Annotated in this window: 16 protein-coding genes, 1 pseudogene and 1 riboswitch; of the genes and pseudogenes, 16 read left to right on the top strand and 1 reads right to left on the bottom strand. The window is 34.8% G+C overall.

All coding sequences use genetic code 11. The features are described 5' to 3' along the window. The first annotated feature begins 4 nt into the window (after positions 1-4). Positions 5-1,147, top strand: coding sequence for a HEAT repeat domain-containing protein (locus BLV68_RS06460; protein WP_093752022.1), 1,143 nt, complete (start codon positions 5-7; stop codon positions 1,145-1,147). Between the two features lie 127 nt (positions 1,148-1,274). After that, a pseudogene (locus tag BLV68_RS06450) lies at positions 1,275-2,540 on the top strand (glycosyltransferase family 2 protein). 81 nt (positions 2,541-2,621) lie between these two features. Here BLV68_RS06450 and BLV68_RS06445 read toward each other — a convergent pair. Further along, a complete protein-coding gene (locus BLV68_RS06445) occupies positions 2,622-3,494 on the bottom strand; it encodes a cation diffusion facilitator family transporter (protein WP_093752016.1) in 873 nt (290 codons plus the stop codon). Positions 3,495-3,897: 403 nt separating this feature from the next. Here BLV68_RS06445 and BLV68_RS06440 point away from each other — a divergent pair, with 403 nt between their 5' ends. From BLV68_RS06440 to BLV68_RS06375, 14 genes are all read left to right on the top strand, one after another. After that, positions 3,898-4,293, top strand: a complete 396-nt coding sequence (locus BLV68_RS06440) for a Fur family transcriptional regulator (RefSeq protein ID WP_093752014.1) — start codon at positions 3,898-3,900, stop codon at positions 4,291-4,293. A gap of 59 nt (positions 4,294-4,352) precedes the next feature. Next, on the top strand, positions 4,353-4,916 hold the full coding sequence (ahpC, locus tag BLV68_RS06435) for an alkyl hydroperoxide reductase subunit C (RefSeq protein ID WP_093752012.1): 564 nt from the start codon (positions 4,353-4,355) through the stop codon (positions 4,914-4,916). 202 nt (positions 4,917-5,118) lie between these two features. Next, positions 5,119-5,994 carry a DegV family protein gene (locus BLV68_RS06430; protein ID WP_093752010.1) on the top strand — a complete coding sequence of 292 codons (876 nt, stop codon included), beginning with the start codon at positions 5,119-5,121 and terminating at the stop codon, positions 5,992-5,994. A gap of 21 nt (positions 5,995-6,015) precedes the next feature. After that, a complete protein-coding gene (gene ltaE, locus BLV68_RS06425; protein WP_093752008.1) occupies positions 6,016-7,041 on the top strand; it encodes a low-specificity L-threonine aldolase in 1,026 nt (341 codons plus the stop codon). 164 nt (positions 7,042-7,205) lie between these two features. Beyond that, positions 7,206-7,817 (top strand): NAD(P)H:quinone oxidoreductase, encoded by a 612-nt coding sequence (wrbA, locus tag BLV68_RS06420; RefSeq protein WP_093752006.1) that lies wholly within the window; start codon positions 7,206-7,208, stop codon positions 7,815-7,817. A 104-nt stretch (positions 7,818-7,921) separates the two neighbouring features. Beyond that, positions 7,922-8,335: an FMN-binding protein gene (locus tag BLV68_RS06415; RefSeq protein WP_093752004.1), complete on the top strand. Its 414-nt coding sequence runs from the start codon at positions 7,922-7,924 to the stop codon at positions 8,333-8,335. A gap of 193 nt (positions 8,336-8,528) precedes the next feature. Continuing rightward, on the top strand, positions 8,529-9,260 hold the full coding sequence (locus BLV68_RS06410) for an N-acetylmuramoyl-L-alanine amidase family protein (RefSeq protein ID WP_093752002.1): 732 nt from the start codon (positions 8,529-8,531) through the stop codon (positions 9,258-9,260). Positions 9,261-9,485: 225 nt separating this feature from the next. After that, positions 9,486-9,653 (top strand): CC/Se motif family (seleno)protein, encoded by a 168-nt coding sequence (locus tag BLV68_RS16270; protein WP_317920886.1) that lies wholly within the window; start codon positions 9,486-9,488, stop codon positions 9,651-9,653. 58 nt (positions 9,654-9,711) lie between these two features. After that, complete coding sequence (locus BLV68_RS06405) at positions 9,712-10,830, top strand: YibE/F family protein (protein ID WP_093752000.1); 1,119 nt, start codon at positions 9,712-9,714, stop codon at positions 10,828-10,830. Between the two features lie 108 nt (positions 10,831-10,938). Continuing rightward, a riboswitch (cobalamin riboswitch) is annotated at positions 10,939-11,123 on the top strand. Between the two features lie 144 nt (positions 11,124-11,267). Further along, positions 11,268-12,314, top strand: a complete 1,047-nt coding sequence (locus tag BLV68_RS15730; RefSeq protein ID WP_200773678.1) for a DUF4430 domain-containing protein — start codon at positions 11,268-11,270, stop codon at positions 12,312-12,314. Positions 12,315-12,334: 20 nt separating this feature from the next. Next, positions 12,335-13,036, top strand: coding sequence for an ABC transporter ATP-binding protein (locus tag BLV68_RS06390; protein ID WP_093751998.1), 702 nt, complete (start codon positions 12,335-12,337; stop codon positions 13,034-13,036). Continuing rightward, positions 13,033-14,862, top strand: a complete 1,830-nt coding sequence (locus tag BLV68_RS06385) for a COG1361 family protein (RefSeq protein WP_093751996.1) — start codon at positions 13,033-13,035, stop codon at positions 14,860-14,862. The genes BLV68_RS06390 and BLV68_RS06385 overlap by 4 nt, the downstream gene beginning before the upstream one ends. Further along, positions 14,859-16,178: an ABC transporter permease gene (locus BLV68_RS06380; protein ID WP_093751994.1), complete on the top strand. Its 1,320-nt coding sequence runs from the start codon at positions 14,859-14,861 to the stop codon at positions 16,176-16,178. Before BLV68_RS06385 ends, BLV68_RS06380 begins: the two co-directional genes overlap by 4 nt. 119 nt (positions 16,179-16,297) lie before the next feature. Next, positions 16,298-17,221 (top strand): DUF4430 domain-containing protein, encoded by a 924-nt coding sequence (locus tag BLV68_RS06375; RefSeq protein ID WP_093751992.1) that lies wholly within the window; start codon positions 16,298-16,300, stop codon positions 17,219-17,221. The last annotated feature ends 69 nt before the right edge of the window (positions 17,222-17,290 follow it).

Genomic DNA, 17,290 nt, shown 5'->3' with positions numbered 1-17,290 from the left:
TCTGATGACCGTATATGTAATATATATTACCTTTATTATATTCGTTATTCTCTTAATACTAGTGGGCCTATACTTTTTGATTCTGCTGAGGTATCAAAAAGTTCAAAGTAAAAAAATAAATGAAATGGTTGCCAATATAAGAGATATAATGGAAAGGCACCTTAGTTATGAAAAACTTAACCATATTCCCAAGGAAGAACTAGAATATTTGAAGAAAATTGCCTCTAATAAAATAGGGTTACAAGGGCTTTTAATCTGTTTTAAGGACTATGTAGAGAAAAATGGCTTCCATGAAAAGGCAAGGGAATATGCAAATGAAATAGTCAGCTATCAAACACTATTAAATAATAGGATTGTCCGGAATAAGTATAGGCAAAGCTATATACTTTATCTATTAGCAGAATTTGGAATAAATACGGAAGAAGTAAAAGAATTTGCCATAAATTCCTTAAATAAAAGATCTATATATGTTAGAAATAATGCTCTCAGGGTAATACAAAATGCTAGCAGTGTACCACTAGTTTTGGAAGCATTAGATGTAATAGATAATAATGAATACTATTTTAATGACAGGATTCTAGTAGATTTTTTAGACGGATTTATGGGCAATAGGATTTCATTAAATCGGCATCTTTTGAATAATATGGATAAGTATAGCAATAGAGTTAAAAGATTAATCATAGAATACTTCTTCAACAATCATGTTGATGACCAGGATATAAAATTAAAGATTCTTCATTATCTTTCAAATTCGGAGGATAAGGAGCTTTTGATAGCATCTACTAAGTATTTTGGGAAAATTTCCGATGATAGGGCAATAACTTATATTTTAAACCATCTGAATTCTTCTCATTGGGAGCTTAGGGCAATTAGTGCTAAAGTATTAGGCAAATATAAGAGGGAAGATGTAAAGCTTAAATTATTAGAATCATTAACTGATAAAAATTATACCGTTAGATATAATAGCGTATTTTCATATATGGATATGGAAGAGGAAAATGCTTTAATGAACTCAGTAAATAATATGGAGGATGTTTTTGCAAAACAGATGCTAGTCTATGCAATGCAGAGTAGAAATATTATTAGCTTTGAGGATTATCCAGTTATATTAGAAGGGTTAGAAGAAGGAGTGTCTTTAGAATGGTAGTAAATCATATAGTTTATTATATAAATGTATTCTTTTCCTTCTATATGTTTATTTATGCTATAGTATTCTTTTTTACAACTATATTAGCATCGCTGAATTTAGACGATTTTTTGTAAGAAAGAGGCACATGAGCTATTCTATACTAAAAAATGATATGAATTATATTCCCGTTTCCATACTGGTTCCTGCATATAACGAAGAGGTAACGATAATCGATACTATAAATTCATTATTAAACCTTGATTATCCTGAATATGAAATAGTAATTATAAATGATGGCTCAACGGATGATACAGCAAAGGTGATCATTGACTATTTCAATTTAAAGCAAGTAGCAAGACCCATTAATAAATTGGTTCCGAGCAAAGAGATGAAAGAGGTATATGAAAATGATGGGGAAATTAAAGTTGTACTAGTTAATTAGGAAAATGGGGGAAAGTCTGATGCGCTTAATATGGGAATCAACATAAGTAGATATCCCTTGTTCGTATGTGTGGATGCCGATTCTATGCTACAGTCTGACTCGTTAAAAAAGATTGTTGAACCATTTCTGGAAAGCGATGATACAATTGCCGTTGGGGGTAATATAAAAGTTTCAAATCAAGTTGTACTCGACAAAGGTAAGGTTGTGGATACAAGGGTTCCAAAGAGAAAAATGGTTATATTCCAAATGATCGAATATTTAAGGGTATTTCTTAATTCAAGGGTTGCTCTTAATGGATTGAATGCAAACATGATAGTATCGGGGGCTTTTGGAATCTATAATAAGCAGGCTGTGGTCAATGTGGGCGGATATTCATTTGGGGTAATAGGTGAAGATATGGAAATTGTGGTAAAGATGCATGCTTTTTATAGGAAAAACAAATTACCCTATAAAATAGCTTATGTACCAGATGCTATTTGTTGGACTCAAGTACCTGAAAGCCATAGGGTATTGAAGAAACAAAGAAGGCGTTGGCATACGGGAATGGGTGAAAGCCTTAAAAACCATTGGTTTATGAATTTTAATTTTAAATATGGCACCGTTGGAATTATAGCATATCCATATTTTCTACTATTTGAATATGTAACACCTTTATTGGAAATACTGGGGATTACGACTATAATAGTCTCCTTTATTTTGAAGATAATAAATACTAAATTCTTTATATTATATCTATTAGTGTACATGGGGTACAATATGGTTGTATCTATAATAGCAGTATTATTGGATAAATGCTTATTTGGGAAGGATTTGCCTAATGATATAGTTTATAAACAACTCCTCTGCTGCATAATAGAATCTTTTGGATATAGGCAGCTTTGCTCATTATACAGACTAGGAGCCTTTAACCCATTTAAAAAGCAAGAATGGGGTAATATGGTCAGAACAAAACAGCATGTAGTTGAATGAAGGTTGGGACAGGGGGCAGTGGACTGCACCCTGTGTTCCCATAAAAAACCCAGGTATAAACCCGAACAATTGTCCATTGAATTATTCTTCCTCGTATGGCTCAACATGGGCTATTAATTGTAAATTCTTATTATATTTTTCCTTAATGGCATCTTCTATATCGTGAACTAGCTTATGAGTTTTTTCCACATCCAAACTAGAATTGACCATTATATGTAGGTCAATATTTAGATTGTTCATGGTGCCTCTACTTCTTATTTTATGGACATCTTTAACCTCTTCAAAGCTCATTACAATCTTCTTTATCTCCTCTGAATCAATAGCCACACCGTCAAGAAGCACATCGCTATTTTCCTTATAGATTTCATACCCTGCATGAATAATGAAGCCAGCTACTACCAATGAAACCATAGGGTCTATTATAGGTGGTAGACCTAACTTAACACAAATTAGGGTGGCCAACACTCCTAAAGATATGAAAATATCACTTTTTGTATGTTTTGAATCTGAAATGAGAATTTGACTATTAAGTTCTTCTCCTTTTCTATATTCTATAATGGAAACGGCTATATTAACGATTAAAGTAAAAATTAACACCATAAGGCTTTCTAGCGTTATTTCGGGAATTATTGGTACTTTAAATCTTCCAACTGCATTTAAAATAATCTTCCCAGCAGCAAAAAATAACATAATAGATATAAATAAACCAGCCAAAGTTTCATATTTATTATGTCCATAGGGATGATCTTCATCTTCAGGTTTAGATGCAAAAAAGATGCCTATTAGCCCAACCACATTAGAAGAACCATCTGAAAGGGAGTGGAATCCATCAGCCACCAAGCTGGCACTATTAATAATTGAACCAATGATTATTTTTAGTGCAGCAACCATTATATTGGCTAATAAAATGGTAAATAGAATTTGTTGAACTTTCTTATAATTGTTTTTATCCATAGAAACACCTACTATACTAATTAAACCATATTATTAATTATGTTAATATATATGTTAATTATCCATAAAAGGTTCAAATTGATTCATTAAATTCAAGTTCTATGTCTATAGTATTATATTGGTTAATTATGCTAATGTCAATATTATGGTGTTTTATTTCTGCCTTGCCAATCGGCTGTACTAATGAGGATAGGCGTATAGTGGCTAATTTAATGGAATTAATTTATTGTGGGTAATAGCTACATAGATTAAAACGTTTCTGCGAGACTATCTCTAACAGAGGAATATAAAGTTTTTGGATGGAAAAAATAAGAGCAGTAAAAATTTTATAAAAAGCTATTGACATTTTAGCAGGTTAGGATATAATAATAGTAACGATTACTACTAGATAGGAGTTATTATTATGAACAAGCGATATAGTGCTCAAAAAATGATGATAGAGGATGCTTTGATGAAATTGGATCATCCAACTGCTACAGAAATATATGAATATATTAGGGAATTCTATCCTAATATTAGTTTGGGTACAGTATATCGTAATTTAGGCCTTATGGCTGAATCTGGTGAAGTATTAAGGATTACCCTTGGGGATGCTCCTGATCGATTTGATATTAACACCCACGACCATATTCATGTAATGTGTAGGAAATGTGGCGAAGTATTTGATGCTGAAATCGACAATCTAAAAGAATTGCTAACAGAAATGGACCAATACTTGGAAGGGTATACGGGAGTTCATATAGAAAATAGGAGCATGTATTTCAAAGGTGTTTGTTCTAGTTGTAGGGAACAATCTTAATATGAACCTTGCCGGTGTAACCGGATAAAATAAAAATACATTAAGGAGGAGAGTACTTTATGTCACTTATAGGTAAAGAAATATCAGATTTCACAGTAAAGGCTTTTGTTGACGGAGACTTTAAGGATATTAGTAAGGAAGACTTGCTAGGCAAGTGGTCAGTATTTATTTTCTATCCTGCAGATTTTACTTTTGTATGTCCAACAGAACTAGAGGACGTAGCTGATCTTTATGAAGAATTCAAAAAAATTGACGCAGAAGTATATTCAGTATCAACAGATACCCATTGGGTGCACAAGGCTTGGCATGATACTTCAGACACCATTAAGAAGATTAAATTCCCAATGTTAGCTGACCCAACTGGAAAGCTTTGTAGAGACTTTGGAGTATATTTAGAAGATGAAGGAGTAGCTTTAAGAGGAAGTTTTGTAGTTAACCCAGCAGGAAAGATCGTAGCTTATGAAGTTAACGAAAACAGTATAGGTAGAGATGCTTCTGAATTATTGAGAAAGGTTCAAGCTGCTCAATTTGTTGCAAAACATGGAGATCAAGTATGTCCTGCTAGATGGAAACCGGGAGATGAAACTCTAAAACCTGGAATCGACTTGGTAGGTAAACTATAAAATTTAATTGATTCTTACTTATAGGCTATATTGAGATAAACGCCCTTTTATACTAGAGAGTATAAGAGGGCGTTTTTGATTATAAATAGGCCATTATTTTTCCTAGCTAATAAAATATTTTCCTAAACATATTATGTTAATATGTATAATAGATATATAGTGCAAATATATTTTATATTTACTAAAGGGAGGTTCAACCTAAATGAAGACGATAGTGATGACCGACTCTTGTTGTGATTTGCCATATGATTTTATTAAGGAAAGCAATATTCATGTTATACCCTTTACATACCATATGGATGGTGAAGATTACTCTGATGATTTTGGAAAATCGTTAGACTATAAGGAATTTTATAATAGAATAAGGAAAGGCAGTATGCCTACCACATCTCAAATAACTGCTTTTACTTTTGAAGAAAATTTCAGGAAATTTACCTCAGAAGGCTATTCTGTAATCTATATTGGATTTTCTTCCCAATTAAGTTCTACTTTTAACAATGCAATTTTGGCTAGAAATATGTTATTAGAAGAAAATCCTTCATTAGACATAACCCTTATAGATTCAAGGAGTGCATCTGTTGGACAAGGAGCAATAATATTTTACGTATCTCAAATGTTAAAGGAAGGAAAGTCCAAGGAGGAAATAATTCAATGGGTTGAGGAAAACAAACTAAAAGTTAACCATTGGTTTGTCGTGGATAGCCTAGAACATTTAAAGCGGGGTGGGCGAATTTCCTCTGCTAGCGCTGCTGTAGGGACTTTATTAGATATAAAACCTCTGCTTAATGTAGATGATTATGGTAAATTAAATGTTATTAAAAAGATTAGAGGAAGGAAAAAGTCCATCAAAACTCTATTAGATGTACTTAAATTAAACATAGTCAATCCAGAAGAGCAGGTAATATTTATCAATCATGGGGATTGTTTAGACGAGGCTGAATATCTAAAGGAACTGCTTTTAAAGGAAGTAAGGGTAAAAGATGTAATGATAAATTATGTAGGGCCAATAATAGGTACCCATACTGGACCTGGTATGTTGTGTATGGTTTTTCTTGGACAAGATAGGGGAAGAATATAGATAACTCGAAAGGATGATACGATGAGATACATCGATTTAAGAAGTGATACGGTAACTCACCCAACAGAAGAAATGAGAAAAGCTATGTATGAAGCTGAAGTTGGAGACGATGTTTATGGCGATGATCCAACGGTTAATAGGTTGGAAGAATTAGCAGCACAAATGGTAGGTAAAGAGGCAGCATTATTTGTTCCTTCTGGAACCATGGGGAACCAAATAGCCATTATGGTTCATACTAAGTTGGGAGATGAGATAATAGTAGGAGCTAATAGCCATATCGTTCAACATGAGGTGGGTGCTGCAGCAAGGTTATCGGGTGTCAGTTACTCTGTTGTGGACAACCCAGACGATAAAATATATAAAGAAGATGTGATAAAAAGGATTAGAGATGAGGATATCCATAATCCAACAACGGGATTACTATGTTTAGAAAATGCTTTAGGAAATGGAACTGTAGTAACCTTAGAAGAGATGGAGGAATTATATCGGGTAGCTAAAGAATATGGTATCCCAGTCCATTTAGACGGGGCTAGGCTTTTTAACGCTGCCACCTATTTGAGAGTGGAAGCAAAGGAAATTGCCCAATATGCAGATTCCGTAACCTTTTGTATATCTAAAGGGCTATGTTCTCCTGTAGGATCATTGCTTTGTGGTTCTAAGGAGTTTATAAAAAAGGCTGGAAAGATGAGAAAACTATTAGGCGGTGGCATGAGACAAGCGGGAGTTCTTGCTGCCTGTGGAATAATTTCTCTGGAAAAGATGGTTAATAGGCTTGAAGAAGACCATCAGAATGCAAAGTATTTAGCCCAAAATTTAAATGAAATAGAAGGGTTTTCAGTGGATTTGGATAAAGTCCAGATCAATATGGTATTCTGTGAGATAAGCATAAAGGATTTCAATTCTAAGGAATTTGTTGAATACCTATTAGAAAAAGGTATAAAGGTTAACGATGGTGGAAGCATATTTAGATTTGTGACAAATAAGGATGTAAATAAAAAAGACATCGACTTTGTAATAGATTGCATTAGAGAATATATATATATATAAAATAAATTAGACGATCCAAAAAAAGGGTCGTCTTTTTTATTGAAAGTGTAGGTTGGTAATATTTTAAAAAGTATGAATAATATAAATAAGGTAGGGTAATATTTTAGTAAGATTGATAATCTTCAAACTGTAGATTAGATAGATATTTTGAAAGGGGAATTTGTATGGATAAAGTAAAATTAGCTGTTATATATTATAGTTCCACCGGAACTAACTACCAATTAGCAAAATGGGCAGAGGAAGCTGCAAAGGAAGCAGGTGCGGAGGTAAGGGTGTTAAAGGTACCAGAACTAGCTTCGCAAGCAGCCATTGACTCAAATGCAGCCTGGAAGGCTCATGTTGAAGCCACAAAAGATGTCCCAATAGCCACACCTGATGATTTAGTTTGGGCAGACGCTATTATATTTAGCACTCCAACCCGTTATGGTAATGTGTCATCTCAGATGAAACAGTTCTTAGATACTACAGGAGGAGTGTGGGCGCAAGGTAAGCTGGTAAATAAGGTTGTATCTGCCATGTCTTCTGCAGGAAATCCTCATGGCGGGCAGGAGGCTACCATCCAAAGCCTTTATGTTTCCATGATGCATTGGGGAGCCATAATCGTTCCACCGGGATATACTGATAAATCCGTTTATGTGGCAGGAGGAAATCCTTATGGAACTAGTGTAACAGTCGATGGAGAAGGAAAGATGATAGAGAATGTAGAAGCTGCAGTAAAGCATCAGGCAAAGAGAACAGTGATGGTGGCAGAATGGATTAAAAGGGGAAGTAGGTAAAACAACATATTACAATGGGATAAAGGATTACATCCTTGGCTATAAGGTTTTTCCTTATAGCCAAGACCTTTGAATTGTATTTTTAGAAAGAAGGGGGGAATGAGGTGAAAGGGATTACAAAGATCTTTTTAGTCCTACTATTAATTACATCATTAGCCTTAACCTTAACAGCTTGCGGTTCTTCCGATACATCTAATGGGGATGTGACTTACAAGGATGGAACCTATATTGGGCAAGGCGAAAAAAGGGAATTTGGCTATGAGGAAGCTGAAGTGACCATAGAAGGTGGTCAAATAACCAATATTGTACTTAAAAGGATGACACCAGAAGGGGAAGAAGTGGACTATGATGAGTGGATTGGCGAAGATGGTAGACCCAATTTAAAACAATTTAGGGTGGATATGGCGGAAGAAATGATAGAAAAACAAAGCTATGATGTAGACGCTATAGCCACAGCTACAGAAACTTCCAATGGATGGAAAGATGCAGTTAAAAATGCATTAGAGCAAGCTAAGTAATTTAGTCAAGAGAGCAGGTAATCTGCTCTCTTTTAACAGTCTTTTACTCAGTGATGGCTGAAAGCTTCCCGGCTCAAATCACAATAAGTAAGATAATATTAATGGATTAAAACTCTTTTTTCCTTTTTGTTCTATTAACGGGGAATGAAAAATAATATAAAATAAAAGCAATAGAATTATTTTAGGGGGAAAAATGGCTGGGAAACCAAGAATTCATGTAATAAAGTTAAATAGAAAAATATTACTATTAATAGGTTTTTTACTTATTATCATAATTGGCATAGCCATCTTTAGAAACCAGAGGGTAACTAGGATATTTAGTTATAAGCTAAACCAGACTATTGTATTAGATCCAGGGCATGGAGGAATAGATGGAGGTACCGGAAATCCTAAGGATATCTTAGAAAAGGATATTAATTTGGATATAGGGATAAAATTGAAGAAAGAATTAATAGTGGAAGGGTTTAATGTAGTAATGACTAGGGAAAGAGATGAATCCTTGGAACACTTAAGTAGTATCAATTCATCAAGATATAGAAGGGATTTAGATGCTAGACGAAATATCATAAATTCCAATGAACCCTTAATTTACATAAGCATTCATGTAAATTCCAGCAAAAGCTCATCGGCTAGAGGAGCAAAAATATACCATTTTCCAGGGTCGGAAGATGGGAAGGAGTTGGCAGAAAAAATTGCCCATTCCATAGACCTTTACCTTTATGACCAATATTTAAAGGATGATACAATAAGAGCTGAAGTTTTATCGGAGGATTTTTTCATATTAAGGGAAACTGAATATACGGGAGTATTATTAGAAGTAGGGTTTATTACAAATCTAGAGGAAAACAGATTATTAAAAGATGATGAATACAAAAGGAAAATGGCTTATGCTATAAAAAAAGGGATACTTGAGTATTTGAATTGAGCCAGGCGATAGTAGATAAACTATTACCTGGCTCAGTTGACAATTAGGAGTAACGTGGATCGATATCATACCCCTATATATATAATAATGTAGATAGAAAAAAAGAGGAGGATAGGGATGAAGATTACTATTGACCCAAAGGCCAGAGAATTTATAGAAAGGAACTGTAAGGATAAGGCAATTACCATTAAGCTAATTGTGGCTGCTAAAGGTTGATTAACATGTATAGAACCATCTGTTGAGATGGTAATACCTAAAGATGAATCTCTCTACCATAGATATGATATAGATGGGATTAGAGTATATTGTTCACCAGAGGTTAGGAAGAAAAATGACGAAATAAGGCTTAAATTGATGAGGTTTTTTTGGATTAAATACCTATATGTAGATTGAAAGAAAATGGGGCCTAGTATATTATAATATTCATAGTAATAAATATTGGAGGTTTAATATGAATGATAAAATTTGGGTTATTCTCCTGTTAGTGCTATTGATCCCATTAAAAGTTTACAGCGATTATATGGAACCAACGGAAATACATATGGAAAGAGCTATTGTTTTAGAAGTAGAGGAAGGGGAGAATATTGAAGAAATAGAAGGTTTACTAGGCCAAGTCCAATATGTAAAGCTTCAAATACTTAGTGGGAAGTTCAAAGGCCAAATATTTGAGGTGGAAAACAACCTATCCAACAATATGGCCTATGATATTGTGGTAAAAGAAGGGGATAGGGTAATAGTAGGCATTGAAGAATATGAAGAGGATTTTGTAGAAGTTTACATAACGGATTATGCTCGACAAAGCTATGTTTTCTATCTTTTAGCCTTGTTCATACTGTTAATCCTGGCCATTGGGAGAGGAAAAGGGTTGAAAGCTATATTGACTTTGGGCATTACCATATTTATAATTGTAAAGATATTGTTGCCCTTGATGTTGAAAGGAATAAATCCAATTCCTATTTCCGTTTTAGCTGCCATAGTCATTACCATAATTACCATTTTATTTATTGCAGGAATTAATACTAAGAGCATTTCTGCCATAATAGGTACTTGTAGTGGTGTGATTATTGCTGGAATTATAGCCTACTTTGTTGGCAGCCAGGTTAGGTTAACGGGCCTTAGCAGTGAAGAAGCTACCATGCTCATGTTCATCCCCCAAAGGGTGGATTTCGATTTTCGAGGCCTATTGTTTTCAGGAATCATATTAGGAGCTCTAGGTGCCATAATGGATGTAGGGATGTCTATAGCCTCATCTATAGAGGAAATACACAATGCCAATAAAAGCTTTACAAGGAAGGAATTATTTAATTCAGGCATGAATGTAGGAAGGGATATAATGGGGACTATGACCAATACATTGATATTAGCCTATACTGGCAGCTCCATACCTTTATTGCTCCTATTCATGGCCTATGAAACCTCTATGATTAAAGTCATAAATTTGGACATTATTGCAACGGAAATAGTAAGGTCCCTATCGGGCAGCATTGGATTGGTTCTAACCATTCCATTAACTGCTTTGGTTTCCACCTTCTTAATAAAAAGGGAAAATTCCAAGAAAGAAGGTTTCTAAAAAATTTACATGACTCCAATAGCCAATTGACAAATATGTTAAGCTAATACAATAAAAATATTGTTGACAGAATATATAATGAAATATAGACTATAATTAGATGGTAAAAATTGAATATAAGGTTTAGGTTCTTTTTAAGTAAAGATTAAAAGGGAATCAGGTGAAAATCCTGAACGGACCGGCCACTGTAATTGGTGAGTGACCCTTCAAACTGCCACTGAGACTTATCTTGGGAAGGCGAAGGTAAACTATGAACCATAAGTCAGGAGACCTGCCTAAACTGCAATGTAACATATACCTTCCTGGGTTTAAGGTAATGTGTATTTTTGTGTTGTTTTTATATGAACGGGCCTATAAATGCCTTAACCTATGGTGGTTAAGGCATTTTTTAATACAGCAACAATGCCGAGTATGGATTAGGAACGGAGGGGAGTTAAATGAAGAAGAGAAACGTTTTCCTGTTACTATTGTTATCTATAATAATTATTTTGGGGAACATACAGATTTTTAGGGGAATAAAAGATTATTTTTCTGAAGATGTGGTCTTTGGACAAACTAATAAGCTAGAGATTGAATATTGGATGGATACCAGTGCAGAGGAAATTAGTGAAAGCCAGAGTTCTGAGTCCATGTTAGCCAAGTTAAGAAATGAAAAAGTAGAATTCCATGATTCATCCAAAATCCATGAGGAAGAAAGGGAAAATATCAATTCGAATGCCACAGATTCCAAAGAAAGGAGATCACCTTGGGAAAAGTTATTGGAATCTAAGGAAAAGAGAAAAAAGAATGAAGCATCTATCCAAGACCTAGTCCTTGAAAAGGCCAAGGAAGATAAAATAAAGGAAGATAAAATAAATGAAGAAAAAAATAAAAAAGAAGAAGAAACAATAAATAAGTTTCAGGAGGAAATAAGGAAGCTTAGTCAAAATACAAAGAAGGGTCCTGAAGAAAATAATAAGGACCAAGAAGAGAACAAAAATGTAGAAGAAAAAGCAACAGAAGAACAGAAAAAAGCCACAAAAAAAGCTAAAAAAGAGAAGGAGAAAAAAGAAAGAGAACAAAAAGAAAAGCGTAAAAAGGAAAATATAGTAACCATGCAAATTCGCTGTGATACAGCTGTAGCTAAAGGTATGGCTGATAATCCAGAGTGGCAGGGTATAGTACCTAAAAGTGGGATAATATTAGCTAATACAGAATTTAGAATTAAAGAAGGGGATACGGTATTAGATGTATTACTCATGGCTAAAGAACAGTATAAGTTTCACGTAAGTTATAGAGGCGAAGGGGGATCCGCCTATGTAGAAGGAATTAATAATTTATATGAGTTTGATGGTGGTCGTTGGAGTGGCTGGATGTACTGTGTAAATGGCTGGTATCCAAACTATGGAGCAGGAGCATATGTGCTTAAAGGTGGAGATGTAATCGAATGGAACTATACCTGTAATCTAGGCAAAGATTTAGGACAAGAATGGATAGGTGATTAATAGTAAAGGATGGGATTTGATTGGAAGGATACATAAAATTAAAAAAAGTCCGGAAAGAGTTTATCTTAGGAAAAAACATAATTAAGGCTGTAAATGGAATAGATCTGTCCATAAAAAAGGGAGAAATGCTTAGGATAGCTGGACGTTCTGGCTCGGGCAAGTCAACACTTTTAAATTTAATGGCTGGATTGGAAAAGGTTACATCTGGTGAAATAATAATTGCTGGTGGTCATATTGAAAAAATGAATGAAAGAGAACGAATCAGATTCAGGAGGGAAAATATAGGCTTTATATTTCAATCTTACAATTTATTACCTCAATATACAGCATTAGAAAATGTAGCCCTTCCCTTGATATTAAGGGGGGTAGCTCCTAAAGAAAGGGAAAAAATGGCCAAAGAAATTATGGAACAAGTAGGGATATACTCCCATGCAAATCATAAACCAAATGAAATGTCTGGAGGGCAGCAGCAACGTGTAGGTATAGCTAGAGCCTTGGTTACAAACCCACCAATAGTTTTTGCAGATGAACCTACAGGAAATTTAGATACAAAGACAAGTGAACAAGTAATGGAATTATTAGAAAAACTTTTCAAGGAAAAGGGGACAACCTTTGTATTAGTATCTCATGATGAGGACACAAGGGATTATATAGAAAAGACCATATATTTGGAGGATGGAAAAATCATAAATTCAAAACTGAATAAGGAGGAAAATCATTGAATCTAAAAAGAAAAGGTTTTATAGGCATATTAGTGCTTATATTATTAATTTCATTTATATTTGCATATAAGCCATCTGCTAATTATGCAGCAGATGATACTACCACTACTCCTAAGCAAAACAAACCGGGACAGGATAAAATCGAAGTAAGCGATAAAAAAGCCATTGTAATAGCAGATACAGGTACTAAGGCAGTAGTTGGTAAACCAGGAGATAAGGTGCGAATAGAATTGCCCTTAGCAGTTAATAGGGAATATGTACCCAGCTTAAATTACGTACTTAGAAATATTACCATAGAGCCAATCATTCCTACTGAAAGATCTGAAATAGAAAATTGGCCTTTTGAAATTGATAATGCCAGCTATATTAAAAGAATAAAAGATATGACTTACAACAGCCGAGCAGACGTATTTTATGATTTTACTATATCTCAAAGGGCCCAAAAAGGGGTTTATCCAGTTCCATTTTTGATAAATGCTACAATTTGGAGAAAAGATGATATAAATGGGACTCAAATAAAGGAAGATGTAGAATTTGAATTGTTTGCCTATGTAAATGTAACAGAAAATGGTAGCGAATCTAAGGTTACAAATGAAATGGGGGCACTAAGTGTTGCTACAGTAGAAAAGGATGGTTCTTTGATTCCGGCACCTCAAGGGAATGCAGGAGAAAGGATAAAGTTCAAAATACCAATAATAAACAATGGAGGTACATTAACTGATATAAATATTCATCCCGTAATATCCACTTCATTAGACGAATGGCCTTTCATAGTAGAAGTAGTCAATTATGGAAGAAAGATACCTCGAATGAATCCCAGGGATGTAATTACGCTAGAATATGAATTTACGATATCCCCAGAGGTTACCTCAGGAGCTAAACCCATAAACTTTAGAGCTACATATATGGAAAATGGGAAGATGGAAGAAAGTTTGTTTTCTGCCTATATAAATGTAATTAAGGGTAAAGAAGAACCTAAAGAACCAGTAGAGCTTCCAGATTCTGTACCAAAACTTATGGTTGTATCCTATACCACAAATCCAGAAACCATATATGCTGGCAAACCCTTCGAACTAACGCTGAAGCTGCAAAATACTTCAAAGAATAAGAGTATAAAAAATGCAAGTATTGCTTTAACATTGGCTGAAGAAGAATTAATGCCAGATATAGGCAAAAGTGATAGTGCCTATATTGACTATTTGGGGCCAGAAAAAACCGCAACTAGAACCTTTTATTTAAAAGCACTCCCAACAGCTGTCAACCCAACTTCCATAATAGTAGTTAATATGGAGTATGAAACTCCTAAAGTAACTAAAGGAACCTATTCTCAAGCAATAGTATTGGAAATAAAACAAGAAGTAAAGGTATCCTTAGGTGAGCCTGCAATCTATGGGGCAGAACACGCTAAGGGAGAACCAATTGCAGTAACCATACCCATAATGAATAAAGGCAAGGGAAAAATATTTAATTTACAGGTGGATGTAGAAGGGGAAGGTCTAGCAATGGTAGAGGAATACTATGGGGGAGATTTGCTGCCAGCAGCTAAAACTGATGTAGACTTTCAAATAATAGGGACCAGCCCGGGCGAAATACAAGGAAGTTTTATTATAAAATATGAAGATATAGATGGAGCAGAATACATGGAAGAGTTACCCTTTCAATTGGTAATAAAAGAGGAGGATTATTTAGGCAGTCAAATTGTTGAAGAACAAATCCAAACCAAAAGCAAGAAAAATAAAGACCTTATTGTGGGAGGAACTCTAGGGGCATTAGCTTTAATTGGAGGAGCCTATTATATGATAAAAAAGGGTAGGTTTAAACTATGATGAGGACTAGGGACTTTTTCCGCATGGGTTTTATAAATCTGTGGAGAAGAAAGGTAAGGACAATTTTAACGGCTTTAGCCATGACGGTAGGAGTAGCATCTATAGTGGTACTTGTTTCAATAGGTTTAGGTTATGATCAGACCTATAGGGAAACCATAGAAGAAATGGGAAGTTTAACTAAAATAGATGTAATGCCACCAAGGGACAAAAAGGGAAAAGTGCCATTATTAAACGAGAAAGCAGTAATGTCTTTTAAAAAATTAGATGGAGTAGAGGCGGTAACACCAGTTTTGCAGGTATTTCCATATTTAAAAAATGGGAAATACATAACCCTTATTAAACTTTACGGTATAGATATGAAAACTGCTCCTAGTTTTCAATTGATTCCATTAGAAGGGGAACTGCCTTTAAAAGGTACTAGAATAAGACCTGAAATAATGCTAACCGACGATGTCCAAGACTCCTTTGTGGACCCGGAAACCTGGGAAAAGATAGAAATTGCCTCCATTAAAAAGCCCCTAGATCCAATGAAATCTAATATTAGGATGTCCTTTAATTATGAATCCTTAATGGGTGAGTACCAAGCAGGGGAAGATGGCAGGGCACTTCCTATGGGGAAAAATTACAGAGTTCAAGTTACAGGAATATGCAGCAATCAGAACCGCAATTATGATACTTCTGGATTCATGGAATATGAGATTTTGGAGGAAATAATGAAAGATAATGAAGAATATATGCCTTCAGTACCAAAAGAAGATGAGGAAGACAATGAATTATCAAAACTTCAAACCTATCAGATGGTATGGGTAAAAGCTGAGGACACAGACTCTGCACAAGATGTAATAGCTGCAATTAAAGCAGCAGGATTTGAAACCTACTCCTTAAACGATATGTTAGAGTCAGTTAGAAGACAATCCAAGCAAATTCAGGGAGTGCTTGCAGCCATAGGAGGAGTATCCCTTTTGGTAGCAGGAATAGGTACTGCCAATACTATGATGATGTCAATTAATGAAAGAACGAAGGAAATAGGCATATTGAAAGTTTTGGGCAGTGAATTAACGGATATAGTAAAGATGTTTTTAGTAGAAGCAGTGATAATTGGAATAATAGGGGGAATTATAGGCCTGGCACTAAGTTTTGGTCTGCAAAGGCTGTTGCCTGTACTTTTAAAAGAAATGGAAGTAAGGTCTATAATTCCACCATGGTTAGCCGTAGGTGGAGTCCTTTTTGCAGGTTTAGTAGCTGTAATATCTGCATTAGGTCCTGCAATTAACGCCATGAGAGTAAGTCCACAGACAGCCATAAGGACAGAATAGCAGGGGCTGAAGTGCAGTTTATCATAAATACTGTGCTTGGGGGTGAAAAAATGAAATAGGATATATCTTATGGGAATAGGGTCCTTAAAAGAAAAATTTATTAAAGGGGGAATTAGAATATGTTTAAAAGCAAGAAAAGAATATTTAGCTTGTTGTTAGCATTGGTATTAGTATTGGGATTGAGTGTGTCTGCATTTGCAGAGATGGAAATACTGCCGGATGACGGAGTTTTGGAGGTAAAAGCAATAGATGGTTCAAATGAATATTCAGTGGAAATGAAATTTGTAGAGGTAAATGGTGTGACCAGATATACTGGGTATATTGAGTTTCCTAGTAATAGTGTAGATTTAAGTGATGTACAAATAGAAGCTGAGTTTGACGATTTAGAATATAGTCTAGAAGTAAATGGAGTCCCATATACTTCAAACATGAGTGTAAACTTTAGTGATGGATATGTGGATTTTGTTCTGAAATCAGGTAGTACAATTTTTAGAACCTATCAAATAAATGCAGGTATTAAGGGGACAAACACACCGATAATAGTTGCCATTGACTTAAAAAATGCAAATGATTGGATAGATGGAAGGTATAAAAGCAAAAATAAAGAAGGTTATGTAGTTCCACTAGCAGAAGACTATCCTTTAGCAAAAGATAGGGTACAGAATGCAGTAGATGGTTTGGAAAATGGACAGTTGAGTGTAATAGTATTGGCAGATATAGGGGAGTCAGCAATGGATGTATTTAAAAGAGCAATAGGTGCTAGATATCTGAACCTTAATGCAATAGGTGCAGACAGTGGATATGTAAGTGAAATTGGAAGAAATGGTCATGAAACTCTACCAGCTTTACTATTCCAGGAGACACACCCAGAGGATTTTCCACCTGAAGAGTGGTGGAATGACAGAACAGGCTGGATTTATAAGATGAACGATGAGGTCCCCAATATGGGAGCAAGCCAATATATAATAACAGCAAGTGATGAAACTATGATATGGGGGTATACCTTTGACTGGGGTATAGACCTAGGTGGACCTGAATGGTAGTAAAAAATTAAAGATAATATATGGGGCAATATTGTCCCATATATTATCCAGATAAAATATAGGAAGATA

The organism is Tepidimicrobium xylanilyticum (assembly GCF_900106765.1).
In the GTDB taxonomy this organism is placed as follows: domain Bacteria; phylum Bacillota; class Clostridia; order Tissierellales; family Tepidimicrobiaceae; genus Tepidimicrobium; species Tepidimicrobium xylanilyticum.
The sequence above is the reverse complement of the archived record's forward strand: the minus strand, read 5'-3'. Positions and strand labels throughout refer to the sequence as shown.

Bases quoted from the DNA above. Each gene is read 5' to 3' on its own strand.
- BLV68_RS06375 (WP_093751992.1), top strand. From the start codon at position 16,298: ATGTTTAAAAGCAAGAAAAGAATATTTAGCTTGTTGTTAGCATTGGTA.
- BLV68_RS06440 (WP_093752014.1), top strand. From the start codon at position 3,898: ATGAACAAGCGATATAGTGCTCAAAAAATGATGATAGAGGATGCTTTG.
- BLV68_RS06430 (WP_093752010.1), top strand. From the start codon at position 5,119: ATGAAGACGATAGTGATGACCGACTCTTGTTGTGATTTGCCATATGAT.
- wrbA (WP_093752006.1), top strand. From the start codon at position 7,206: ATGGATAAAGTAAAATTAGCTGTTATATATTATAGTTCCACCGGAACT.
- BLV68_RS06380 (WP_093751994.1), top strand. From the start codon at position 14,859: ATGATGAGGACTAGGGACTTTTTCCGCATGGGTTTTATAAATCTGTGG.
- BLV68_RS06410 (WP_093752002.1), top strand. From the start codon at position 8,529: ATGGCTGGGAAACCAAGAATTCATGTAATAAAGTTAAATAGAAAAATA.
- ltaE (WP_093752008.1), top strand. From the start codon at position 6,016: ATGAGATACATCGATTTAAGAAGTGATACGGTAACTCACCCAACAGAA.
- BLV68_RS06445 (WP_093752016.1), bottom strand. From the start codon at position 3,494: ATGGATAAAAACAATTATAAGAAAGTTCAACAAATTCTATTTACCATT.
- BLV68_RS15730 (WP_200773678.1), top strand. From the start codon at position 11,268: ATGAAGAAGAGAAACGTTTTCCTGTTACTATTGTTATCTATAATAATT.
- BLV68_RS06405 (WP_093752000.1), top strand. From the start codon at position 9,712: ATGAATGATAAAATTTGGGTTATTCTCCTGTTAGTGCTATTGATCCCA.
- BLV68_RS06460 (WP_093752022.1), top strand. From the start codon at position 5: ATGACCGTATATGTAATATATATTACCTTTATTATATTCGTTATTCTC.
- ahpC (WP_093752012.1), top strand. From the start codon at position 4,353: ATGTCACTTATAGGTAAAGAAATATCAGATTTCACAGTAAAGGCTTTT.